The 18,560-nt window shown below is 29.7% G+C and carries 19 protein-coding genes, 1 pseudogene and 1 riboswitch; of the genes and pseudogenes, 4 read left to right on the forward strand and 16 right to left on the reverse strand.

The window, feature by feature from the left end:
- Positions 1 to 42 precede the first annotated feature (42 nt).
- Complete coding sequence (locus tag BCB68_RS00255) at positions 43 to 960, reverse strand: metal ABC transporter substrate-binding protein (protein ID WP_094079009.1); 918 nt, start codon at positions 958 to 960, stop codon at positions 43 to 45.
- Between the two features lie 201 nt (positions 961 to 1,161).
- Between BCB68_RS00255 and BCB68_RS00260 the strand changes: the two genes are divergently transcribed.
- Positions 1,162 to 2,223: a hypothetical protein gene (locus BCB68_RS00260; protein WP_094079010.1), complete on the forward strand. Its 1,062-nt coding sequence runs from the start codon at positions 1,162 to 1,164 to the stop codon at positions 2,221 to 2,223.
- Between the two features lie 141 nt (positions 2,224 to 2,364).
- On the opposite strand, the gene BCB68_RS00265 is transcribed toward BCB68_RS00260, so the two are convergent.
- From BCB68_RS00265 to speD, 15 genes are all read right to left on the reverse strand, one after another.
- The gene (locus tag BCB68_RS00265; protein WP_094080727.1) at positions 2,365 to 2,982 is read right to left on the reverse strand and encodes a thiamine phosphate synthase; all 618 of its coding nucleotides are present in this window, start codon (positions 2,980 to 2,982) and stop codon (positions 2,365 to 2,367) included.
- A 3-nt stretch (positions 2,983 to 2,985) separates the two neighbouring features.
- Positions 2,986 to 4,116, reverse strand: coding sequence for a 2-iminoacetate synthase ThiH (gene thiH, locus BCB68_RS00270; RefSeq protein ID WP_094079011.1), 1,131 nt, complete (start codon positions 4,114 to 4,116; stop codon positions 2,986 to 2,988).
- Entirely contained in the window at positions 4,116 to 4,889 is a 774-nt protein-coding gene (locus tag BCB68_RS00275; RefSeq protein WP_094079012.1) for a thiazole synthase, read from the reverse strand. Before BCB68_RS00275 ends, thiH begins: the two co-directional genes overlap by 1 nt.
- Positions 4,886 to 5,503, reverse strand: coding sequence for a sulfur carrier protein ThiS adenylyltransferase ThiF (gene thiF, locus BCB68_RS00280; protein ID WP_094079013.1), 618 nt, complete (start codon positions 5,501 to 5,503; stop codon positions 4,886 to 4,888). Before thiF ends, BCB68_RS00275 begins: the two co-directional genes overlap by 4 nt.
- Before the next feature lie 3 nt (positions 5,504 to 5,506).
- Positions 5,507 to 5,701, reverse strand: a complete 195-nt coding sequence (gene thiS / locus BCB68_RS00285; RefSeq protein WP_018499107.1) for a sulfur carrier protein ThiS — start codon at positions 5,699 to 5,701, stop codon at positions 5,507 to 5,509.
- A 9-nt stretch (positions 5,702 to 5,710) separates the two neighbouring features.
- Positions 5,711 to 7,012 carry a phosphomethylpyrimidine synthase ThiC gene (thiC, locus tag BCB68_RS00290; RefSeq protein WP_094079014.1) on the reverse strand — a complete coding sequence of 434 codons (1,302 nt, stop codon included), beginning with the start codon at positions 7,010 to 7,012 and terminating at the stop codon, positions 5,711 to 5,713.
- A 20-nt stretch (positions 7,013 to 7,032) separates the two neighbouring features.
- On the reverse strand, positions 7,033 to 7,653 hold the full coding sequence (thiE, locus tag BCB68_RS00295; protein WP_094079015.1) for a thiamine phosphate synthase: 621 nt from the start codon (positions 7,651 to 7,653) through the stop codon (positions 7,033 to 7,035).
- Positions 7,654 to 7,662: 9 nt separating this feature from the next.
- Positions 7,663 to 8,496 (reverse strand): bifunctional hydroxymethylpyrimidine kinase/phosphomethylpyrimidine kinase, encoded by an 834-nt coding sequence (gene thiD, locus BCB68_RS00300; protein WP_157697328.1) that lies wholly within the window; start codon positions 8,494 to 8,496, stop codon positions 7,663 to 7,665.
- 56 nt (positions 8,497 to 8,552) lie between these two features.
- Positions 8,553 to 8,658: riboswitch (TPP riboswitch) on the reverse strand.
- A 187-nt stretch (positions 8,659 to 8,845) separates the two neighbouring features.
- A complete protein-coding gene (locus tag BCB68_RS00305) occupies positions 8,846 to 9,640 on the reverse strand; it encodes a viral A-type inclusion protein (protein ID WP_094079017.1) in 795 nt (264 codons plus the stop codon).
- Positions 9,641 to 9,911: 271 nt separating this feature from the next.
- Complete coding sequence (gene speE, locus BCB68_RS00310) at positions 9,912 to 10,757, reverse strand: polyamine aminopropyltransferase (RefSeq protein WP_094080728.1); 846 nt, start codon at positions 10,755 to 10,757, stop codon at positions 9,912 to 9,914.
- Between the two features lie 53 nt (positions 10,758 to 10,810).
- On the reverse strand, positions 10,811 to 11,104 hold the full coding sequence (locus tag BCB68_RS00315; RefSeq protein WP_237048645.1) for a putative peptidoglycan-binding domain-containing protein: 294 nt from the start codon (positions 11,102 to 11,104) through the stop codon (positions 10,811 to 10,813).
- Positions 11,105 to 11,140: 36 nt separating this feature from the next.
- On the reverse strand, positions 11,141 to 12,238 hold the full coding sequence (locus BCB68_RS00320) for an RNA-guided endonuclease TnpB family protein (protein ID WP_094079019.1): 1,098 nt from the start codon (positions 12,236 to 12,238) through the stop codon (positions 11,141 to 11,143).
- 179 nt (positions 12,239 to 12,417) lie between these two features.
- Complete coding sequence (locus BCB68_RS00325; RefSeq protein ID WP_094079020.1) at positions 12,418 to 12,759, reverse strand: glycosyl hydrolase 108 family protein; 342 nt, start codon at positions 12,757 to 12,759, stop codon at positions 12,418 to 12,420.
- Between the two features lie 116 nt (positions 12,760 to 12,875).
- A complete protein-coding gene (locus tag BCB68_RS00330) occupies positions 12,876 to 14,342 on the reverse strand; it encodes an aminotransferase class I/II-fold pyridoxal phosphate-dependent enzyme (RefSeq protein ID WP_094079021.1) in 1,467 nt (488 codons plus the stop codon).
- Positions 14,343 to 14,387: 45 nt separating this feature from the next.
- The gene (gene speD / locus BCB68_RS00335; RefSeq protein ID WP_094079022.1) at positions 14,388 to 15,224 is read right to left on the reverse strand and encodes an adenosylmethionine decarboxylase; all 837 of its coding nucleotides are present in this window, start codon (positions 15,222 to 15,224) and stop codon (positions 14,388 to 14,390) included.
- 223 nt (positions 15,225 to 15,447) lie between these two features.
- On the opposite strand from speD, the pseudogene BCB68_RS00340 reads away from it, so the two are divergent.
- The 3 genes and pseudogenes from BCB68_RS00340 (at position 15,448) to opp4B (ending at position 18,544) form a co-directional block, all read left to right on the forward strand.
- A pseudogene (locus BCB68_RS00340) lies at positions 15,448 to 16,441 on the forward strand (ABC transporter ATP-binding protein).
- Between the two features lie 183 nt (positions 16,442 to 16,624).
- On the forward strand, positions 16,625 to 17,551 hold the full coding sequence (locus tag BCB68_RS00345) for an ATP-binding cassette domain-containing protein (protein ID WP_094079023.1): 927 nt from the start codon (positions 16,625 to 16,627) through the stop codon (positions 17,549 to 17,551).
- Between the two features lie 30 nt (positions 17,552 to 17,581).
- On the forward strand, positions 17,582 to 18,544 hold the full coding sequence (gene opp4B / locus BCB68_RS00350; protein WP_094079024.1) for an oligopeptide ABC transporter permease: 963 nt from the start codon (positions 17,582 to 17,584) through the stop codon (positions 18,542 to 18,544).
- The last annotated feature ends 16 nt before the right edge of the window (positions 18,545 to 18,560 follow it).

Here is an 18,560-nt window from a genome sequence, read left to right on the forward strand (position 1 = left end):
CCCTTAATTTTGTAACTCTGTTTATTAATTACACAAAAACAATTATTGTAAGCTATCCACAAATTTTCTTAAATTTTCAAAAACATCTTCTTCATCTGTATTAAATGTTACAATCTTCGCATTCGGAATCTCTTTTGCAATAATGTCAATACTTTGTTTTGGAAATTGAGGTTGCACTAAAATAGTTGAAATTCCGTCTTCTTTTGCTTCACTTATTATTTCTTGAATTTGCTTAGCTGATGGTTCCTTACCTTCAGATTCAATCGCTTCTTCTTCAATTCCAGTTCCTTTCAAGAAATATTCCAAAGCTGGATGGTAAATCATAAAATGTTTTTTTGTTTTTTTAGACATTTTTTCTGAAATTTCTTTTTTAAATCCATCCAATTCTTTTATAAAATCATTATAATTTTTTTCAAATTTATCTTTTTGATTCGGATAAGTTTCAACCAATTTATTTTTTATATTTTCTGCAACTTTCGGCATCATTTCCAATGAAAACCAAACATGCGGATCAAACTTCCCATTATGTTCATGCTCGTCGTGATGATGTCCACCATGTTCGTCGTCATCGTGATCTTCCAAAAACAAATGCGGATCAATTCCATTTAAAACATTTAAAACTTTATTTTTATCATTAATCGCACTCGTAATTTTTTCCTCAAAATTTAAAGCATCATATGTAAAAAATAATTTAGATTTCTCAAGTCTTACCAAATCATCAGTTTTAGGCTCAAATAATTCATGATTCATATTCGGCTGAATTACAGAAATCACATTGTATTCTTTTCCTGCTATTTTTTGCACTACCCATTTTAATGGCGGAACACTTGCAACCAAAGTTTCTTTATCTTGATTTTTTGAAAAATTAACATTTTTTAAATCATTTTTCCCACTTTCAGTTTTATTTCCGCACGAAACGATAATCAATCCCGCCGCCAAAACAATAAAAAATTTCTTCATTTTCTTCTCCCTTCAAAACTTTGTTCTATAAATAGAATTTTACTACAAAACTTTTATAAAGTCAAATATTTATCTCAAAAAGTTTGACTAACAAACTATAATATGATAAAATATTAATAATTTTTTTCACTATTAATATAAAAACTTTGAACAAAGCATTAATGTGAACAAAATAAAAAATAAATTTATCGAAGGAGATATATGAGAAATTTTTTAAAATTAATTTTGTTAGGTTTAGCAGTTTCACAATTTGGAGCAGCAAATCAGGATTCATTAAAAAAAATTAGTTTTCAAAGTGAATGGAGAAACCGTTATACTGATAGGACAGGAGATGATGCAAACAACTTAGGAAATAAAGGATTTAAAGGCTCAAATAGAAACAGAAGCCGTTTTAGAAACACAACTTCGGGGACGATGAAATTATCCGATGAATTTGATATGGACGGAAACTTTAGAATTTTGAGAAACCAAGATATAATTTATGGAAAACCTAGTACAAGAACTTCGGAACATGAACTTTGGGAAACAGAGTTTTCACTTACAAAAAATTTAAAATTAGGAAATCTTGACACAAAATGGAACTTAGGCTGGGAAAATAAGACAAATAGAGCAAGAGCCGAAAAAACAAGTGGAAGCTATAAAACTACAGGAGCTTCAAATGAAATCTATTTTGGACCTTCCTTCGACCTTAAATTATTTGGTCAAAAAATAGGAACTAGTTTACAATTGGCATATTTTGACATAAAAGATAATAAAACAGGCGATTATTATTTAACTGGAAGTAAATTGGCAAGAGGAAAAGGGGAAGGCTGGGGAATAAACCTTAATTTAAACAACTCGAATGATATTTTAAAAGGAAAATACGGAACTTTAAGCTACAGCATTAATTTACTAAATAAATTGAGAGATATAAGAGGAAAAATAGCTGCAACAAACGAAGAAGCAAAATCAAGTGTCTATTTAGACTATGTAACAAATTTAGTATACACAACCCCTTCATTTGCTGGATTTACAGCATTTGTCTCACCTGGAAACGAATATGAAAAACATACGGCAAAAACAGGATATGACAATACATTTACTATTTGGACAGGTATTGGATATAAAAAATCGATTGAAACAAATGTTGGAACAATTACTCTTAATCCATCTGTAAAATATAGTGCACTTGAAAGATATACATACAAAAATAAAAGCACAAAAAAAACTATCGAAAGAAACGAGCTAAGAACTGGAATAACAGTAAGTTTGTCAGCAAAATAATAATAAAATAAAAAAACTATATCTAAGTCGACTTAATAGGGTGTGTAAAAATTTTTGTGTAAACCTCTAGATAATATATGGTAAAATAACTGTATAATATTTGGAGGTTTTTGTTATGGCTAAAAAGAAAATTAAGAAAGACTATTTCATTAGACTTGACATCATACATAGTCCAAAAGCTCCACTATTTATAACAGACTGGGAATTTCTTTCATCTATTCCGCCTATTGCAAATACAGGAATGTTTAATACGGATGATAGATTTTCAACAAATTTTAGTCCTCTTGGCTCTAAGCCTTTTTTACAATCTGTTTTAAATATATGTCCTGCAACCACATAGTTTGCTCCCAAACTTTCTGCTTCTTTAGCTTCCTCAAGACTATGTACAGATACTCCTATTTTTTTATATTTTTTTATAAGTCCTGTTTTAATATTTTCTTCTAAAGACTTAAAAACATTATAACTTAAATGAATACCTTCAATATTATATTTTTTATCTAAGTTTAAATCATGATTTTGATGTAAAATTAAATTTATCTTATATTTTTGACAAATAGGATAAATTTTTTTCACTAAGTTTAGATATTTATTTTTATCTAAATCTTTTTCTCTTAAAGTAAGTGCAGTAATCTCAAAATTTTTTAAAATTATTTTTTTCTCATAAGCAGAAAAAATTTTTTCTATTTGTTTTTCAAGATTGCCATTAGCACATAATTTTCTGTTACTAATAATATTTAATTTTATTTTATCCATAACAATCAATTAATCCTTTAAATAAATATAGTCGTTCATCACAGGTTGTAAATTTTCACTTTTTATCTTTTCAAATATTTGGGCTACTGTTCTTTTATCTGCTATTTCAAACTGCTCGTCACCTTTTTTATTTGAACATTCACTATGAGCGCCTATTCCTGTATCCACTCCTGCCGAAATTTTTGTTGCGGCTATTTTTATTATATTATCCCTAAAATTAGGCTTTTCTCTTGTAGATATTGTTATATTTGCAAAAGGTAAAAATAGTCTATATGCACATACAATTTGAAACAGGTCTTTTTCACTGATAAATTTTTGTTCTATTTTTAGATTATTGATAATAGGTCTTAATCTTGGACAAGAAATAGAAATTTCTGCATGAGGATATTTTTTTTGTAAGAGATAAGCATGATAACCTGTTGAAAAAGCATCTTTTCTAAAATCATCCAGCCCTAGCAATGCTCCAAAAGCAACACCTCTCATCCCCCCCATTAAAGCCCTTTCCTGTGAATTAAATCTATATGAAAAAACTTTTTTATGTCCTTCTAAATGTAATTTTTGGTATTTTTCTTCGTTGTATGTTTCTTGAAAGATTGTTACATAGTCTGCTCCACAAGAATTTAGGTACTTATAGTCTTTCACATTTACAGGATATATTTCGATTCCTACATTATTAAAATATTTTCTTGCTAATTTACAAGCCTTTCCAATATATTCAATATTGGAATATTTTTCACTTTCTCCTGTAAGTATAAGTATTTCTTCCAAACCTGTTTTTGCTATTTCCTTTAATTCAGCTTCTATCTGTTCAAAATTTAATCTAGCCCTTTTTATCTTATTATGCGAGTTAAAACCGCAGTAAACACAATAATTATCGCAATAGTTTGAGATATATAGGGGTGTAAACATATAGACAGAATTTCCAAAATATCTTTTTCTGCATTCTTTTGCTTTTTGTGCCATTTCTTCAAGATAATTTATAGCTTTTGGAGATAGCAGTGCTTGAAAATTTCTTGTGGATAAATAATCTTTATTTAAGGCTTTTTTTATATCTTCATCTGAAAAAGAATTGTAGTCATAATCATTTATTTTATTTATTACTTTATTCAAAATATCTGAGTTAATGTTTTCTAGTTTCATTAGTCCACCTCATTTAAAAATCCTGTAAGCGGTGAAGAGGCACAGCCTCCGTTTTCCAAAACTCTTCCTACTTTTGCAAGATAAGCATCTCTTCCAGCTTGTATTGCATACTTAAAGGCTTTTGCCATTCTTGGAATATCATTTGCAGTTGCTATTGCAGTATTTGCCATAATTGCGGTTACTCCCATTTCCATTGCTTCACAAGCTTGAGAAGGTTTCCCTATCCCTGCATCAACTATTATTGGTAAATCTATCTCATCTATTAAAATCTGTATAAATTCCTTTGTTATCAGGCCTCTATTAGAGCCTATTGGTGCTGCAAGAGGCATAATACAACTTGCCCCTGCATCCCTTAAATCTCTTGCAACATTCAAATCAGGATACATATATGGCATTACAATAAAGCCTTCTTTTGACAATATTTCAGTTGCTTTTATAGTTTCATAGTTATCCGGCAAAAGATATTTGCTATCTTTTATAACTTCAATTTTAATAAAATCTCCTTGAGTGCATTCTCTTGCAAGTCTTGCTATTTTTACTGCTTCTTTTGTATTTCTTGCACCAGAAGTATTAGGAAGCAAGGTTATGTTTTTAGGAATATAATCTAAGATATTTTCCTGAACTCCACTAACAGCTCTTCTCATCGCAACAGTTACCATTTCTGCCTGTGCATAATTAATGGCACTATTTATTAATTCATTTGAATATTTTCCTGAACCAAGGATAAATCTTGAATTAAATTCTTTATTTCCAAGTTTAAAACTATCTTTCATTTTTCTTCTCCTAGTATTAATCTTAAAACCATATTGGCTTGGTGTGCGGCACAGATCATAACTCTAGTTGATATAATGCCCGAATATTCTTCATAATCTGAATAATTATCCCCAATCAAATAAAAATTATCTCTAACTCTTCTTGTAATAATTTCATTTGATGAGCCTAAACCAGCCATTCCAGATGCGGATATAACTATTTTATTTTTATTTGTCAGTAATTTTTCTATTGCCATAGCTTTTGTTTCAGCTCTATCAAAGGCTTCTACAATAATTTTTATATCTTTAACTATAGAAGATATATTTTCTTTATCCACTTTTGTATCCAGAATATCAACTTTTACAAAAGGATTAATTTCCTTTATAATATTTTTTATAGCTTTAGTTTTTTTCATTCCTATATGAGATACTCTATATTGCTGTCTGTTCAAATTACTTGCTTCAACAACATCAAAATCTACTAATTTTAAATATCCTATCCCTGCTCTTGCAAGTAAAGCCGCCACATTTGAACCCAATCCTCCCAAGCCTAAAATACAGATTTTTGTCTTTTTTAATTTTTCAAATGTACCTTTCACATTTCTTTTAAGCAAATCTTCTTCTTTTAAATCCATATACTAACCTCCACCAACAAAACATACGATTTCTATCTTATCTGTATTTTTTATATTAATTTTTTCAAAATCTTCCTTTTTTATTATATTTCCGTTGAAATCAACAACAATTCTATCTGTTCTATATTTATTTTTTGTTAAATAATCTAGCAAGTTAATATTGTTAATTTCTTCATATTTTCCATTAATTTTTGCCATTTTACACTCCTATTTTAAAATATTTACATCTTCACCTGACATTATTTTTTTCATAGTTCTCATAGAACACATTTTTCCGCACATAGTACAAGTATCTTCATTTTCAGGAGTAGACTCTTTTCTATATCTTCTGGCTTTTTCTTCATCTATTGCTTCTGCAAACATTCCTTCCCAATCTATATCTGCTCTATATTTTGCCATTCTATTATCCCAATCTATTGCCTTTGGAACTTTTTTACTGATATCAGCAGCATGAGCAGCAATACGAGAGGCTATTATTCCTTCTTTCATATCATCTAAGTTTGGTAATCTCAAATGTTCAGCTGGTGTTACATAACATAGGAAATCAACTCCAGCTGCTGCTGCTATTGCTCCACCAATAGCTGAAGTGATATGGTCATAACCTGGAGCAATATCTGTTACCAATGGTCCTAGTACATAGAAAGGGGCATTGTGGCAAAGTTTCTTTTCTAACTTTACATTTGCTTCTATTTCATCTATTGCCATGTGTCCTGGTCCTTCAATTATTATCTGTACATTTCTTTTCCAAGCTCTTTTAGTTAATTCTCCTAATGTTATTAGCTCTTTTATTTGGCAGGCATCTGTTGCATCATTTAGACAACCTGGTCTTAATGCATCTCCTAAACTTATTATCATATCATATTCTTCACAGATATCAAGAAGTTTATCAAAGTTTTCATAGAATGGATTTTCTGCATTGTTAAGTTCCATCCAAGCATACATAAGAGAACCACCTCTTGAAACAATATTAGTTATTCTTTCATTTCTTTTAAAAAGCTCCACTGCTTCTCTATTTAATCCTGCATGGATAGTAACAAAATCCACTCCATCTTCTGCATGTTTTCTTACCACATCTAAAAATTCTTCTGCCTTTATATCCTTTAATTCCTTATCATAAAAGCCAATTGCATCGTAAACAGGAACTGTTCCAATCATTGCAGTAGACATAGCGATTAATTTTTTTCTAAATTTTTCTGTTTTACCAAACGAGCTTAAATCCATTATTGCATCTGCTTTCATATCTATGGCAACTTTTGCTTTTTCCAATTCTCTATTTAGATTAGGACAATCCTTTGATATTCCTAAATTTACATTTATTTTTGTAGATAAACCTGTTCCAACTCCTTTTGCTAAAAGAGAGCTATGATTTTTATTTGCAGGAATAGCAATTTCACCTTTTGCCACTCTTTCCATCAAAATTTTTTCATCCATAGATTCGCTTTCTGCAATAATTTTCATCTCCTTTGTTAAAATACCTTTTTTAGCAGCTTCCATCTGTGTTTTATACATAATAATATCATCTCCTTGTATTAAATAAAATTTTTTAACATAATATTTACTGTTTTTTTACAATCTTTTTCTGATAATATCCCTGAAACTGCACATATTCCCTGCAGTCCAATATTTTTTAACATACATACATTATTAATATTTATTCCTCCTATTGCAAAAACTGGTATTTTTACACTATTTACTATCTTTTTTAAATCTTCCATTTCTAATTTTTTTGCATTGCCTTTTGTATTTGTTCCAAAAATAGCTCCGCTTCCAATGTAATCTGCTCCTGACAGCTCTGCTTTTTTAGCTTCTTTTACATTTCTTGCTGTTGCTCCAATTAAAAATTTATTTTTTAAAATCTTTTTTGCCTTTTCTATTGGCATATCAGTTTGTCCTAAATGAACTCCATCTGCCTCAACAGCCTGTGCTATGTCCAATCTATCATTTATAATAAAGAGTGCTCCATAATTTTTGCATATTTCTTTTACTTTTAATGCCTTTTCATAAAAGTCTTTTGTAGAGCTTTTTTTTTCTCTTAATTGAACTATTTTTACTCCACCTTTGATACTTTCTTCTATACATTTATAAAAATCTTTTCCAAGACAGGCTTTTTCATCGGTTACTAAATAAATTCTACAATCTTTTAAGTCCATATACTCCCCTTAATAAAGTTTTTCTATATCAATATTTTTATATATTTCACCCATTTGATTTATCGTCCCACCTATTTCTCCAAAATCTACTGAATTTCTTATTGAACATAAAACAAAATTCTTAGCTTTCTTAACTGAGTCCAGCATAGAATAGTCCTTAGCTAAATTAGAAGCAATAGCTGAAGATAAACTGCAACCAGTCCCATGAGTATTGTTATTAAAAATTTTTTCTCCTTTTAAAACATATACTTTTTCTTTATTTATAAGAATATCCACTGCACTATTTGAAAGATGTCCCCCTTTAACAAGAACCCATTTTTTAGTAAAATCTGCAATTATCTTTCCATAAGTTTTCATTTTTTCTATGCTATTTATGTCCTCAATATTTTTATTTTTTAAAATTATTTTTACTATTTCTTTTGTTTCATCTAAATTAGGTGTAATTATATCCGCCAGTTTAAATAATTTATTTACTAAAAAGTCTTTTGTTTCATCTTTTATTAAAGAATTTCCGCTTGTCGCAATCATCACAGGATCAAGAACTATATTTTCTGCTTTATATTTCAATAAAGATTCATATATTATTTTCCCGTTTTCTCTAGTATTTATCATTCCAATTTTTATGGCAGAAACTTTTATAGTATCTAATATTGCTTTTATCTGACTTTTTAACATCTCTATTGAGACATTTTCTATCATCTTTACTTTCTGCGGGTTCTGTGCAGTTAAACTTGTAATAACTGTCATTCCATAAACTTCATTTGCAACAAAAGTTTTCAAGTCAGCTTGTATTCCCGCTCCTGCACTGCAATCTGAACCTGCTATTGACAATACATTTTTCATATTTTCCTCCAAATACAAAAAAAGTATATACCTAATTTGTATATACTTTGTAATCTAAAATAAACTTTCTTACTTCCTACGTTGGCATTATCCAAATCAGGTCAAAAGGTCAAGGCTCACATCCTTTTCTCAGTCAATTTATTGACTCCCTTGTAACTAGTTTTATTATTTAATTTTATTATATTTTATTTACACTTAATATAATAGCACATATTTAATTTTTATGCAATAAATAAAAAAAGTTATTCTGCACTATGTATTATTAAAATTATGAACACTCTTAAATAATAAAAAAACTATATCTTAAAAATTGGCTTAATGCCTTTTAGATATAGTTTATTTTTTTATATTATTTAATATATTCTTTTGTAACTTCTTCCACATTATAGTCTTTTGCAATTTGGTCAATTAAGCTATTTCTTTCCTGTACTGCTTTGTTATTCAATAAACCGTTTGCAATTTGCTGGTATGCGCTGTTTGGAGTTACATTTCCTAATTTTGCTTTTTCTTTTTCATAAATTTCTGTAATTTCTTCTTGAGTTACCTTTACATTTTTTCTAACTTGTAAATCTAGATAATAGTTGATATAAACATTGTCTTTAACAATTTCTAAATCTTTTTTATTTTTTTCTTCAAAGTTTTTTTCTTCCATTTTTTTAGCAATTATTTTTCCAACAATCAATGTTTTTAAAACTTCTGAATTTCCTTTAGAAAATAAAATTTCTTCTTTTGTGATTTCTACTTTATCTTCCATTTCTTGAACTAACTTGTCCAACTCTTCAGCTTCAAGAGTTGCAACTTGTTGATTCAATAAATCTCTTTGAATAATTTCTTTTGCTTGTGAAAACGAAATGTTTTGTGCATCAAAATTTGCTTTATTTTTAGTGTAAATTTCTGTAACATCATTTTCATTTACTACAATTTTATTTTCAATTAATTTTGCAATAAAAAATTTGTTTTTTTCATTTTTGTAGAAATAATCAAACTCTTCCTTTTCTTCATCTGTAAATTCATATTTTTTTGCTGTATCCAAAATTGCTTTATTAATTAAAAGATTTTTTATTCCTTCTTCATTTAAATCTTTTATTTCTTCATCAGTTAAAATCAATTTTGCTTTTTCAATCTCTTTTTCTTTTTTAGCCATTATATCTCCTAAATTTCTTATTTTTATTTTATTTGGTTATTTATTATTTTACACTATTTTAGAAAAAATTTCAAGATTTTTCTTTAATTTTATATTACTTTTCTAATTTTTTTCAAAAATGTATAAATACTGAGTTTTTAAATATTTATAAAAAATTTTATTTTAAAATCTAGATATATAAAGAAACTAATTATTATAAAATAATTAGGTAATTTCTTTAAATTCTATTGCTTTATCTTAATTTTTTGTTTTTTCAATAAATTTAAAATAATTATTCACTAATTAATTCCTTTACATAATTTGGAAGTGCAAAAGCTCCTTTATGAAGTTCTGTATTATAATATTTTGTCTTTATCCCAAAACTGTTCCAGATATCAGCTTTTAAGTCGGTTACTGGATTATATTTTTTTGAAGCGAATCCGAATAGCCAATGTCCTGACGGATATGTTGGAATATGCAACTGATAAACTGTCGCAAAGGGAAAAACAGCTTTTAACTGTTTATTTGCTCTTTTGGAAGCAATTGCATCAGCTTCGTAATAAGGACTCTCATGCTGATTTACAAGTATTCCATCGTCTTTTAACGCATTAAAACAATTCCCGTAAAATTCTCTTGTAAATAAATCTTCTCCAGGCCCAAAAGGATCTGTGGAATCGACAATTACAATATCATATTCATTATGTTTGGAACGGACAAATTTTAAACCATCTTCATAATAAATATTTACTCTTTTATCTTCTAATTTACAGGCAGTCGATGGCAAAAACTCCCGACACAGATCAACGACGGCTTTATCAATCTCAACCATATCTATTTTTTCAATGTGGTCATATTTTACAAGCTCTCTTACTGTTCCACCGTCCCCAGCGCCGATTACCAATATTTTTTTTGTATTTGGATTAACTGCCATTGGAACATGAGTTATCATTTCGTGGTAAATAAATTCATCTTTTTCTGTGAGCATCATAAATCCGTCTAATGTTAAAAATCTCCCAAACTCTTTCGATTCAAAAATATCTATTCTTTGAAATTCGCTTTTAAAACTAACTAGCTGTTTGTCAACTTTTATCGAAAAACGGACATTTTTCGTATGTTCTTCAGTATACCAAAGCTCCATAGTTTTTCCTTTCTTTTTTACTTTTTTTCTTGTTTTATTTTTTTTTTCATTTTTTAAACATTTTTCAAATAATTTTCTTTTCTTTTTACTCTGTTTAGCCATCCAGCCAAAAAGACTTTTTGCTTAGGATTGCTTTTAACAACTGCATTGTAATATTCAATTTGTAATTTATGATATTCTGCTTGTAATTTATGATATTCTGCTAAAAATTTTTCAGAATTTACCAAATTTAAATATTTGACTGTCTGAAGACCTATTATTCCATCGGCTGGTGAACTACTCCCGCTTTTAGAAGCGGGAGCTTCTTGGGAAGTATCTGCTTTTGCTAGCCAAATATTATTTACCAAGCTCTTCGGGCAGTTCCTGACCTGTTTTTTTATTTCCTAATATTTCAACATTTCTTTTCCAACATCTCTTATATTCAATGCCGCATTGTAATCTCTATCAATTTCAATCCCACAGCACTCACATTTATAACTTCTTTCTGATAATTTCAGTTCCTCTTTAATATTTCCACATCTACTACAAGTTTTCGACGATGGAAACCATTTATCTATCTTCAAAAATTGTTTCCCTAAAAACATCAGTTTATACTCAAGCATTCTCAAAAACATTCCCCATCCATTATCTCCTATACTTTTACCAAAATTTAATGCCTGGCTCATCCCTTTCATATTCAAATCCTCAACAACTACAGCATTATACTCTTTAGATAATTTTTTCGATAATTTATGCAAAAAATCTCTTCGGCAATTTTTGATATACTCATGCAATCTTGATATTTTCTCTTTTTGTCTATACCAATTTTTAGAAAATTTCACTTTTCTTGACAATGATTTCTGTAATTTCTTCAATTTTTTCTCCAGCATCCTAAAATATCTTGGATAATCAGCCCTTTGGTTTTCAGAACTGACAAATAATTCAGGCATTGAAAAATCAAGCCCAATTACTTTATCGCTACTTGGTATTTTTTGAATTTCTTTTTCAAATTCCGTCAAAATAGAAACATAGTAATTTCCATTACTGTTTGTCAATGTTACCGACTTTATTCTGTAATCCTTTGGTATTTCTCTATGATATTTCAATTTTACTCTTTTCAATTTTGGCAAAACCAAATATTTGTTTTCCTCAATTTGTATTGAATTGTTCACACAATTTGTCGTGTAACTTTTAACATTATTCTTTTTAGATTTGAACTTTGGAAACTTCGCTCTCTTCTGAAAAAAATTCGTAAACGATCGTTTTACATTCAATTGAGCATTTGAAAGTGCTAGACTGTCAACTTCTTTCAAAAATTGGTTTTCACTTTTCAAACTGGCAGGTGTAATTATTTTATTTTTTCCAGTCTCTTCATAAATTTTATTAGCAGTGTACAAAATCGTATTGTAAACAAAACGAACACATCCAAAAGTCTTGTTTATCAACAATTCCTGCTCCTTATTTGGATAAATTCTGTATTTGAATGCTAAATTATATTTCATAAAATTACACCTCCTTTTGATTTTGAATATTATTTCTAATTATTTCTTTAGAAATTTTATTATTTATAACGTCTCTTCGATATTTTATACAAAAATTGTATCATGGATGTATCCTTTTTTCAATTTTTTTACAAAAAAAGCAATTCATCTCCCACTTGTAGAGAGCCTACGACTTCTTGCTATCTTTTTGTTAAAACATTTTTTTCATAAACTTTATTTACAGCTTCCTGCGCTTTTTTTATTCCATATTTTCCAGAGTTTACGACAAAATCAAAGATACTAAGAGCCATTTTATCATTTTTAATTTTGTCAATTTTATAAGCTTTGTAATATTTCTTTTCATAAATTTTTTGTGCAAGAGCTTTTGTCAAATCTGTCATTTCTCCTTTGTATCCATAACTTCTGGCAGTTTCTTTTGTTATTCCGTATTTTGTTTCACCGCCTTTGTCATCAGGATGATTGGAATAGTTCCCTTCTATAAATAAAAGATAGTCAAAAAATTTATTAAATCTGTCAATCATTTGATATCACTTCCTTTTTTATTTTATTTTTTATTTTTCTCGCTCTTCTTTTCTCCTTCTTCTTTTTTATTTTTGATTTTTTCTTATTTCTGACTTATTACTTTTTATTTTATAAACTATTTTTCTACAACTACATTTATTTTGTCAACATGCATATCTTCAGTTCCAGTTAAAAGACAACCTTTCTCTTTTGCATAAGAAATATACCGAATAATTTCGTCGGTAATTTTTTCTCCTGGCGCTAAAATTGGTATTCCTGGCGGATAAGCCATCACAAATTCTGCGCTCACTCTTCCAACGCTATCTAAAATTGGAATCATTTCTTTTTCAGAATAAAAGGCATCTTGAGGAGTCATGACAACTTTTGGATTTATATATTCGTGGTCAAACATTCCTTCTGGACTTTTAGAGTAAAGTCTTTTAATTTCAGCAAGTGATGAAATTAACCGCTCAATTTCAAGTCCTCTGTCTCCTGCAGTAATTATCGACAGAATATTTCCCAAATCTCCAAGTTCAATTTGAATTCCATATTCATCTCTCAAAATATCATAAACTTCAATTCCCGCAAGTCCAATATCTTGTGTATAAACGGATAGTTTAGTTGTGTCAAAGTCAAAAACTGCATCTCCATCAATAAGTTCTCTCCCGTAAGCATAATAACCGCCCAATTTATTAATTTCACTTCGTGCATATTCAGCAAATTTTACAGTTTTCTCAAATAATTCTCGGCCGTTTATGGCAAGATTTTTTCTTGCCACATCAAGTGATGCCATAAGTAAATACGAAGCACTTGTAGTTTGTGTCAAATTTATTATTTTTCGCACATAGTCGGCATTAATTTTCTCTCCGCTCAGCAAAATGGAGCTCTGTGTAAGAGAACCACCTGTTTTGTGCATACTTATCGCTGCCATATCAGCTCCTGCTTCCATAGCCGAAATTGGCAAATTTTCATCGAAGGAAAAATGTGCTCCATGCGCTTCGTCGACTAAAACATACATTCCATTTTCGTGTGCCAGTTTCACAATGGATTTTAGATCCGAGCAAATTCCGTAATAAGTTGGATTATTTACCAAAATTGCCTTTGCGTCAGGATTTTCTTTGATTGCCTTTTTCACATCTTTTATCGACATTCCAAGTGAAATTCCCAATTTTTTATTTAGTCCAGGATTTATATAAACTGGAACTGCACCGCAGACAACCATGGCATTTATGGCACTTCTATGGACATTTCTAGGAATTATAAGCTTATCCCCAGCTCTGCAAGTTGACATAATCATCGCCTGTACTGCTCCTGTCGTTCCGCTTACCATAAAATAGGCTTCTTTTGCCCCAAAAGCTTCAGCTGCTATTTCCTGTGCTTCTTTTATGACGGAAGTTGGATGACATAAATTATCCAGCGGTTTCATAGAATTGACATCCATTTGCATGGCATGTATCCCAATAAAATCTCTAAATTCTTTGTTTCCACGTCCACCTTTGTGTCCTGGTACATCAAATCTTACCACTCTGTTATTTAAGTGTTCTTTTAGTGCGTCAAAAAGTACAGTTTTTTTCTGTCTTTTCAAATCAATATTCTTTTTCATTTTTTGTTTTCTCCGTATTTTATCTATTCTTTACTAAAATAATTTCTAATAAATATTCATTCCGCTGTAGATTTCTATCATTTCTTTTCTTAAATCATCTATTATTTTCAGTCTTTCTCGTGGTGGAATTTCATAAACATCACGGTTAAAAAGATAATTTTGGAGCTCAATTTCCTTTATGAGCATCTTTGTGTGAAAAATGTTGGACTGATAGACATTTACATCAATCGCATCGTAAATTTTTAATTTATCAGGGTCAATGTAATCCTGAATAGAAGTAATGTTGTGGTCGGTGAAAAATTTTTTACCCGAAATATCTCTAGTAAAACCTCTTATTTTGTAGTCTATTGTAATAATATCGGATTCAAAGCTGTCAATCAAATAATTTAAGGTATTCAGTGGTGAAATCTCTCCGCAAGTTGCTATATCAATATCCACTCTGAAAGTAGAAATTGAATTTTCTGGATGATACTCGGGAAAAGTATGTACTGTAATGTGACTTTTATCCAAATGTGCGTGAACCGTATCTGTATCTTTAATTTTTAAATCTTTATTTTCATCAAAAAAAGGCTTTCCCCGATTACATGATTTATCAATGTTTGCAGAATTAATTCTGGCTTCCGCAATTAAGATGTTGACAGAAGCTCCCTGCGGCTCATAATCTTGCTTTGAAATATTTAACACTTTAGCTCCTATCATCTGAGCAACATTTATCAAAATTTTTGTGAGCCTATCAGAATTATACTGCTCGTCAATATAAGCGATATAATCTTTCTGCTCCCTTTCCATTTTGGCATAACAGACATCGTAAATATTAAAGCTAAGTGTCTTTGTAAGATTGTTAAATCCATATAACTTTATTTTATTTTCCAACTCATTCATCACTTCCCTTCGATTTTTTTATCTATTTTCTAAAAATTAGTTTTTTTTAAATTTTGTAAAAATTATATCACTTATGGAAAATTTTTACAATTATAATTTTTGTTTTAATTTTAATATTTATAATTTTTAATATGATTTTTGTTTAATAAAAAAAATGTGCTATAATTGTACTATAGTAAATATAGTATTTATTGAATTGAATCGAATTGAAAGGAAGTGAAAAATTTTGAGCCAAAAAGATATACTTTTGAAAATAGAAAATTTGACTACGAGTTTTCGGATTGATGAAAAATATTTTCCTGCTGTTGATGATGTGTCGATTGAACTTAGAAAAAATGAAGTTTTGGCGATTGTTGGGGAGTCTGGGTGTGGGAAAAGTACTCTTGCTACTTCTATCGTGGGACTTCATAATCCAATTAATACTAAATCTAGTGGAAAAATAACTTTCGAAGGTAAAAATCTTTTAGAAATCCACGAAGAAGAATTTAATAAAATAAGAGGAAAACATATTGGAATGATTTTTCAAGATCCATTATCTGCACTTAATCCGCTTATGAAAATTGAAAATCAAATTGAAGAAAGTCTTATTTACCACACAAATTTTACAAAAGAAGAAAGAAAAAAGAAAGTTTATGATTTGCTACAAAAAGTTGGGATAAATAATTACAAAAGAGTTGCAAAACAATTTCCACATGAGCTTAGCGGAGGTATGCGACAAAGAGTTATGATTGCAATTGCGCTTTCCTGCAAACCACAGATTGTCATAGCCGATGAGCCAACTACAGCGCTGGATGTAACAATTCAGGCACAGATATTAGATTTATTAAAATCTCTTCAAAATGAAATGAATGCTGGAATTATACTGATTACACACGATTTGGGAGTTGTTGCGCAGATGGCTGACAGAGTTGCCGTCATGTATGCGGGAGAAATTGTAGAAATTGCTGATGTTACCGAATTATTTAAAAATCCGAAACACCCTTACACAAGGTCGCTTCTTAACTCCATTCCACAACTGGACTTAGAAAATGAAAAACTTCATGTGATTTATGGAAATGTACCGTCGCTAAAAAAAAATAAATAGAAAAGGCTGCCGATTTGCTGATAGAATTCCGTGGGTTGATAAAAGTGAACATGAAGAAAATCCAAAATTGCATGAAATTTCTAAAAATCATTTTGTTAGATGTACTTGCTATAAAAATTTTGAATTAAAATAAATTGAATAAGTTAAAGAAAATTAAATTGAAATAAAGTATAGTGAAACTGATTTAAAACAAAACTCAAAACTATGACCATTTTATACAAACCCTAAGTTTATATAATTTTTAATACTTCAATTTTGGATAGGTTTGAGTATAAATTGAAATAAAATCAAGTAAAAGAAATTAAGGAGAAAAAATATGAGTTTTCTTGAAGTAAAAAATTTAAAAGTTCATTATCCAATCCGCAGCGGATTTTTTAATAAAATTGTCGACCACATCTATGCTGTTGACGGGGTGTCGCTTACAATTGAACAAGGAAAAACTTATGGACTTGTCGGGGAATCTGGCTCGGGAAAATCCACAATTGGAAAAGCGATAATTGGACTTGAAAAAATTAAAAGTGGAAAAATTATTTACAAAGGCAAAGAGATTGACAGAAAATTTAGAAATAGAAAAAATGAGTACAATAAAAATGTTCAAATGATATTTCAGGACTCTCTATCAAGCCTCAATCCAAAAAAAAGGATAATTGACATAATAAGTGAACCACTAAAAAATTTTGAAAATTTGACTGAAACGGAAAATAAGAAAAAAATTTTAGAATTGCTTGAAATTGTAGGACTTTCTGAAGATGCACTCTACAAGTACCCACATGAATTTTCAGGAGGACAGCGTCAAAGAATCGGAATTGCAAGAGCGGTTGCAACAAAGCCACAGCTTATCATCGCTGATGAACCTGTTTCTGCACTGGATTTATCGGTTCAAGCGCAAGTACTAAATTATATGAAAGATATTCAAAAACAGTATAATTTAAGCTATTTATTCATCTCGCACGACCTTGGGGTTGTAAAACATATGTGCGACTACATCTACATCTTAAATAGCGGAAGATTTGTTGAAACTGGGACAAAAGCTGATATTTATGATTTTCCAAAACATCCATATACAAAAAGATTGATTGCTGCAATTCCAGAAATTCATCCTGAAAAACGGATGGAAAATGCGATAAAAAGAAAAAAAATTGAAGAGGAATATCAAAAAAATAAAAAAAATTTTTACGACGAAAATGGAAAAGTTTTTGATTTAAAAAATTTAACCGATACACATTTTGTCGCTTTAAAATAAAGATTTAACAAGACAAGAAGGGAAAAAAATATGTGGAAAACGATTTTAAGACGGTTTATAATTATGATACCGCAATTATTTATACTTAGCATAATTGTCTTTATTTTGGCAAAACTTATGCCAGGAGACCCATTTACAGGACTTATCACTCCGCAAACTGATCCATCCGCACTGGAAGCTCTGCGAAGAAAAGCTGGACTTCTTGACCCTTGGCACATTCAGTATATAAGATGGATTAAAAATGCTTTTTCTGGAAATCTGGGAATGAGCTACACTTATAATGTTCCCGTTAAGACTTTGATTGGGGAAAGGGCTGTAAATACTTTTATTTTGTCACTTGTAAGCTTGATTTTGACATATTGCATTGCAATTCCATTAGGAATGCTATCTGGACGATACCAGAACTCATTTTTGGACAAATTTGTAACTTTTTATAACTATGTGAGTTATGCAATACCGACATTTGTCTTGTCGCTTATAATGATTTGGTTCTTTGGCTACAAATTGGGATGGTTTCCTACGACAGGTTCCGTTACCGCTGGACTTGAAACTGGAAAGATGGGACATTTTTGGGACAGAATTTATCACATCATACTTCCAGCCATAACTTACGCACTGCTTGGAACAACTTGGATTATTCAGTATTTGAGAAATGAAGTCATTGAGGCAAAGTCGCTTGATTATGTGAAAACAGCGAAAAGTAAAGGAGTTCCTGAAAATAAAATTTATTCACGACATATCTTTAGAAACTCAATTTTACCGATTGCGGCGTTTTTTGGTTATGCAATAACAGGATTACTTGGGGGTTCGATTTTTATTGAGAAAATATTTAGTTATCCCGGAATGGGCGGACTTTTTATAAATTCTATCGTAACTAGGGATTACAGCGTAGTAACTGCTCTTATTCTACTTTTTGGATTTTTAACACTTTTTGGAAGTTTGCTTTCTGACATAATTTTGAGCATTGTCGACCCTAGAATTAGAATTAAATAAAGGTGGTGAAAAAAAT

Source organism: Leptotrichia sp. oral taxon 498 (genome assembly GCF_002240055.1).
Classification (GTDB): domain Bacteria; phylum Fusobacteriota; class Fusobacteriia; order Fusobacteriales; family Leptotrichiaceae; genus Leptotrichia; species Leptotrichia rugosa.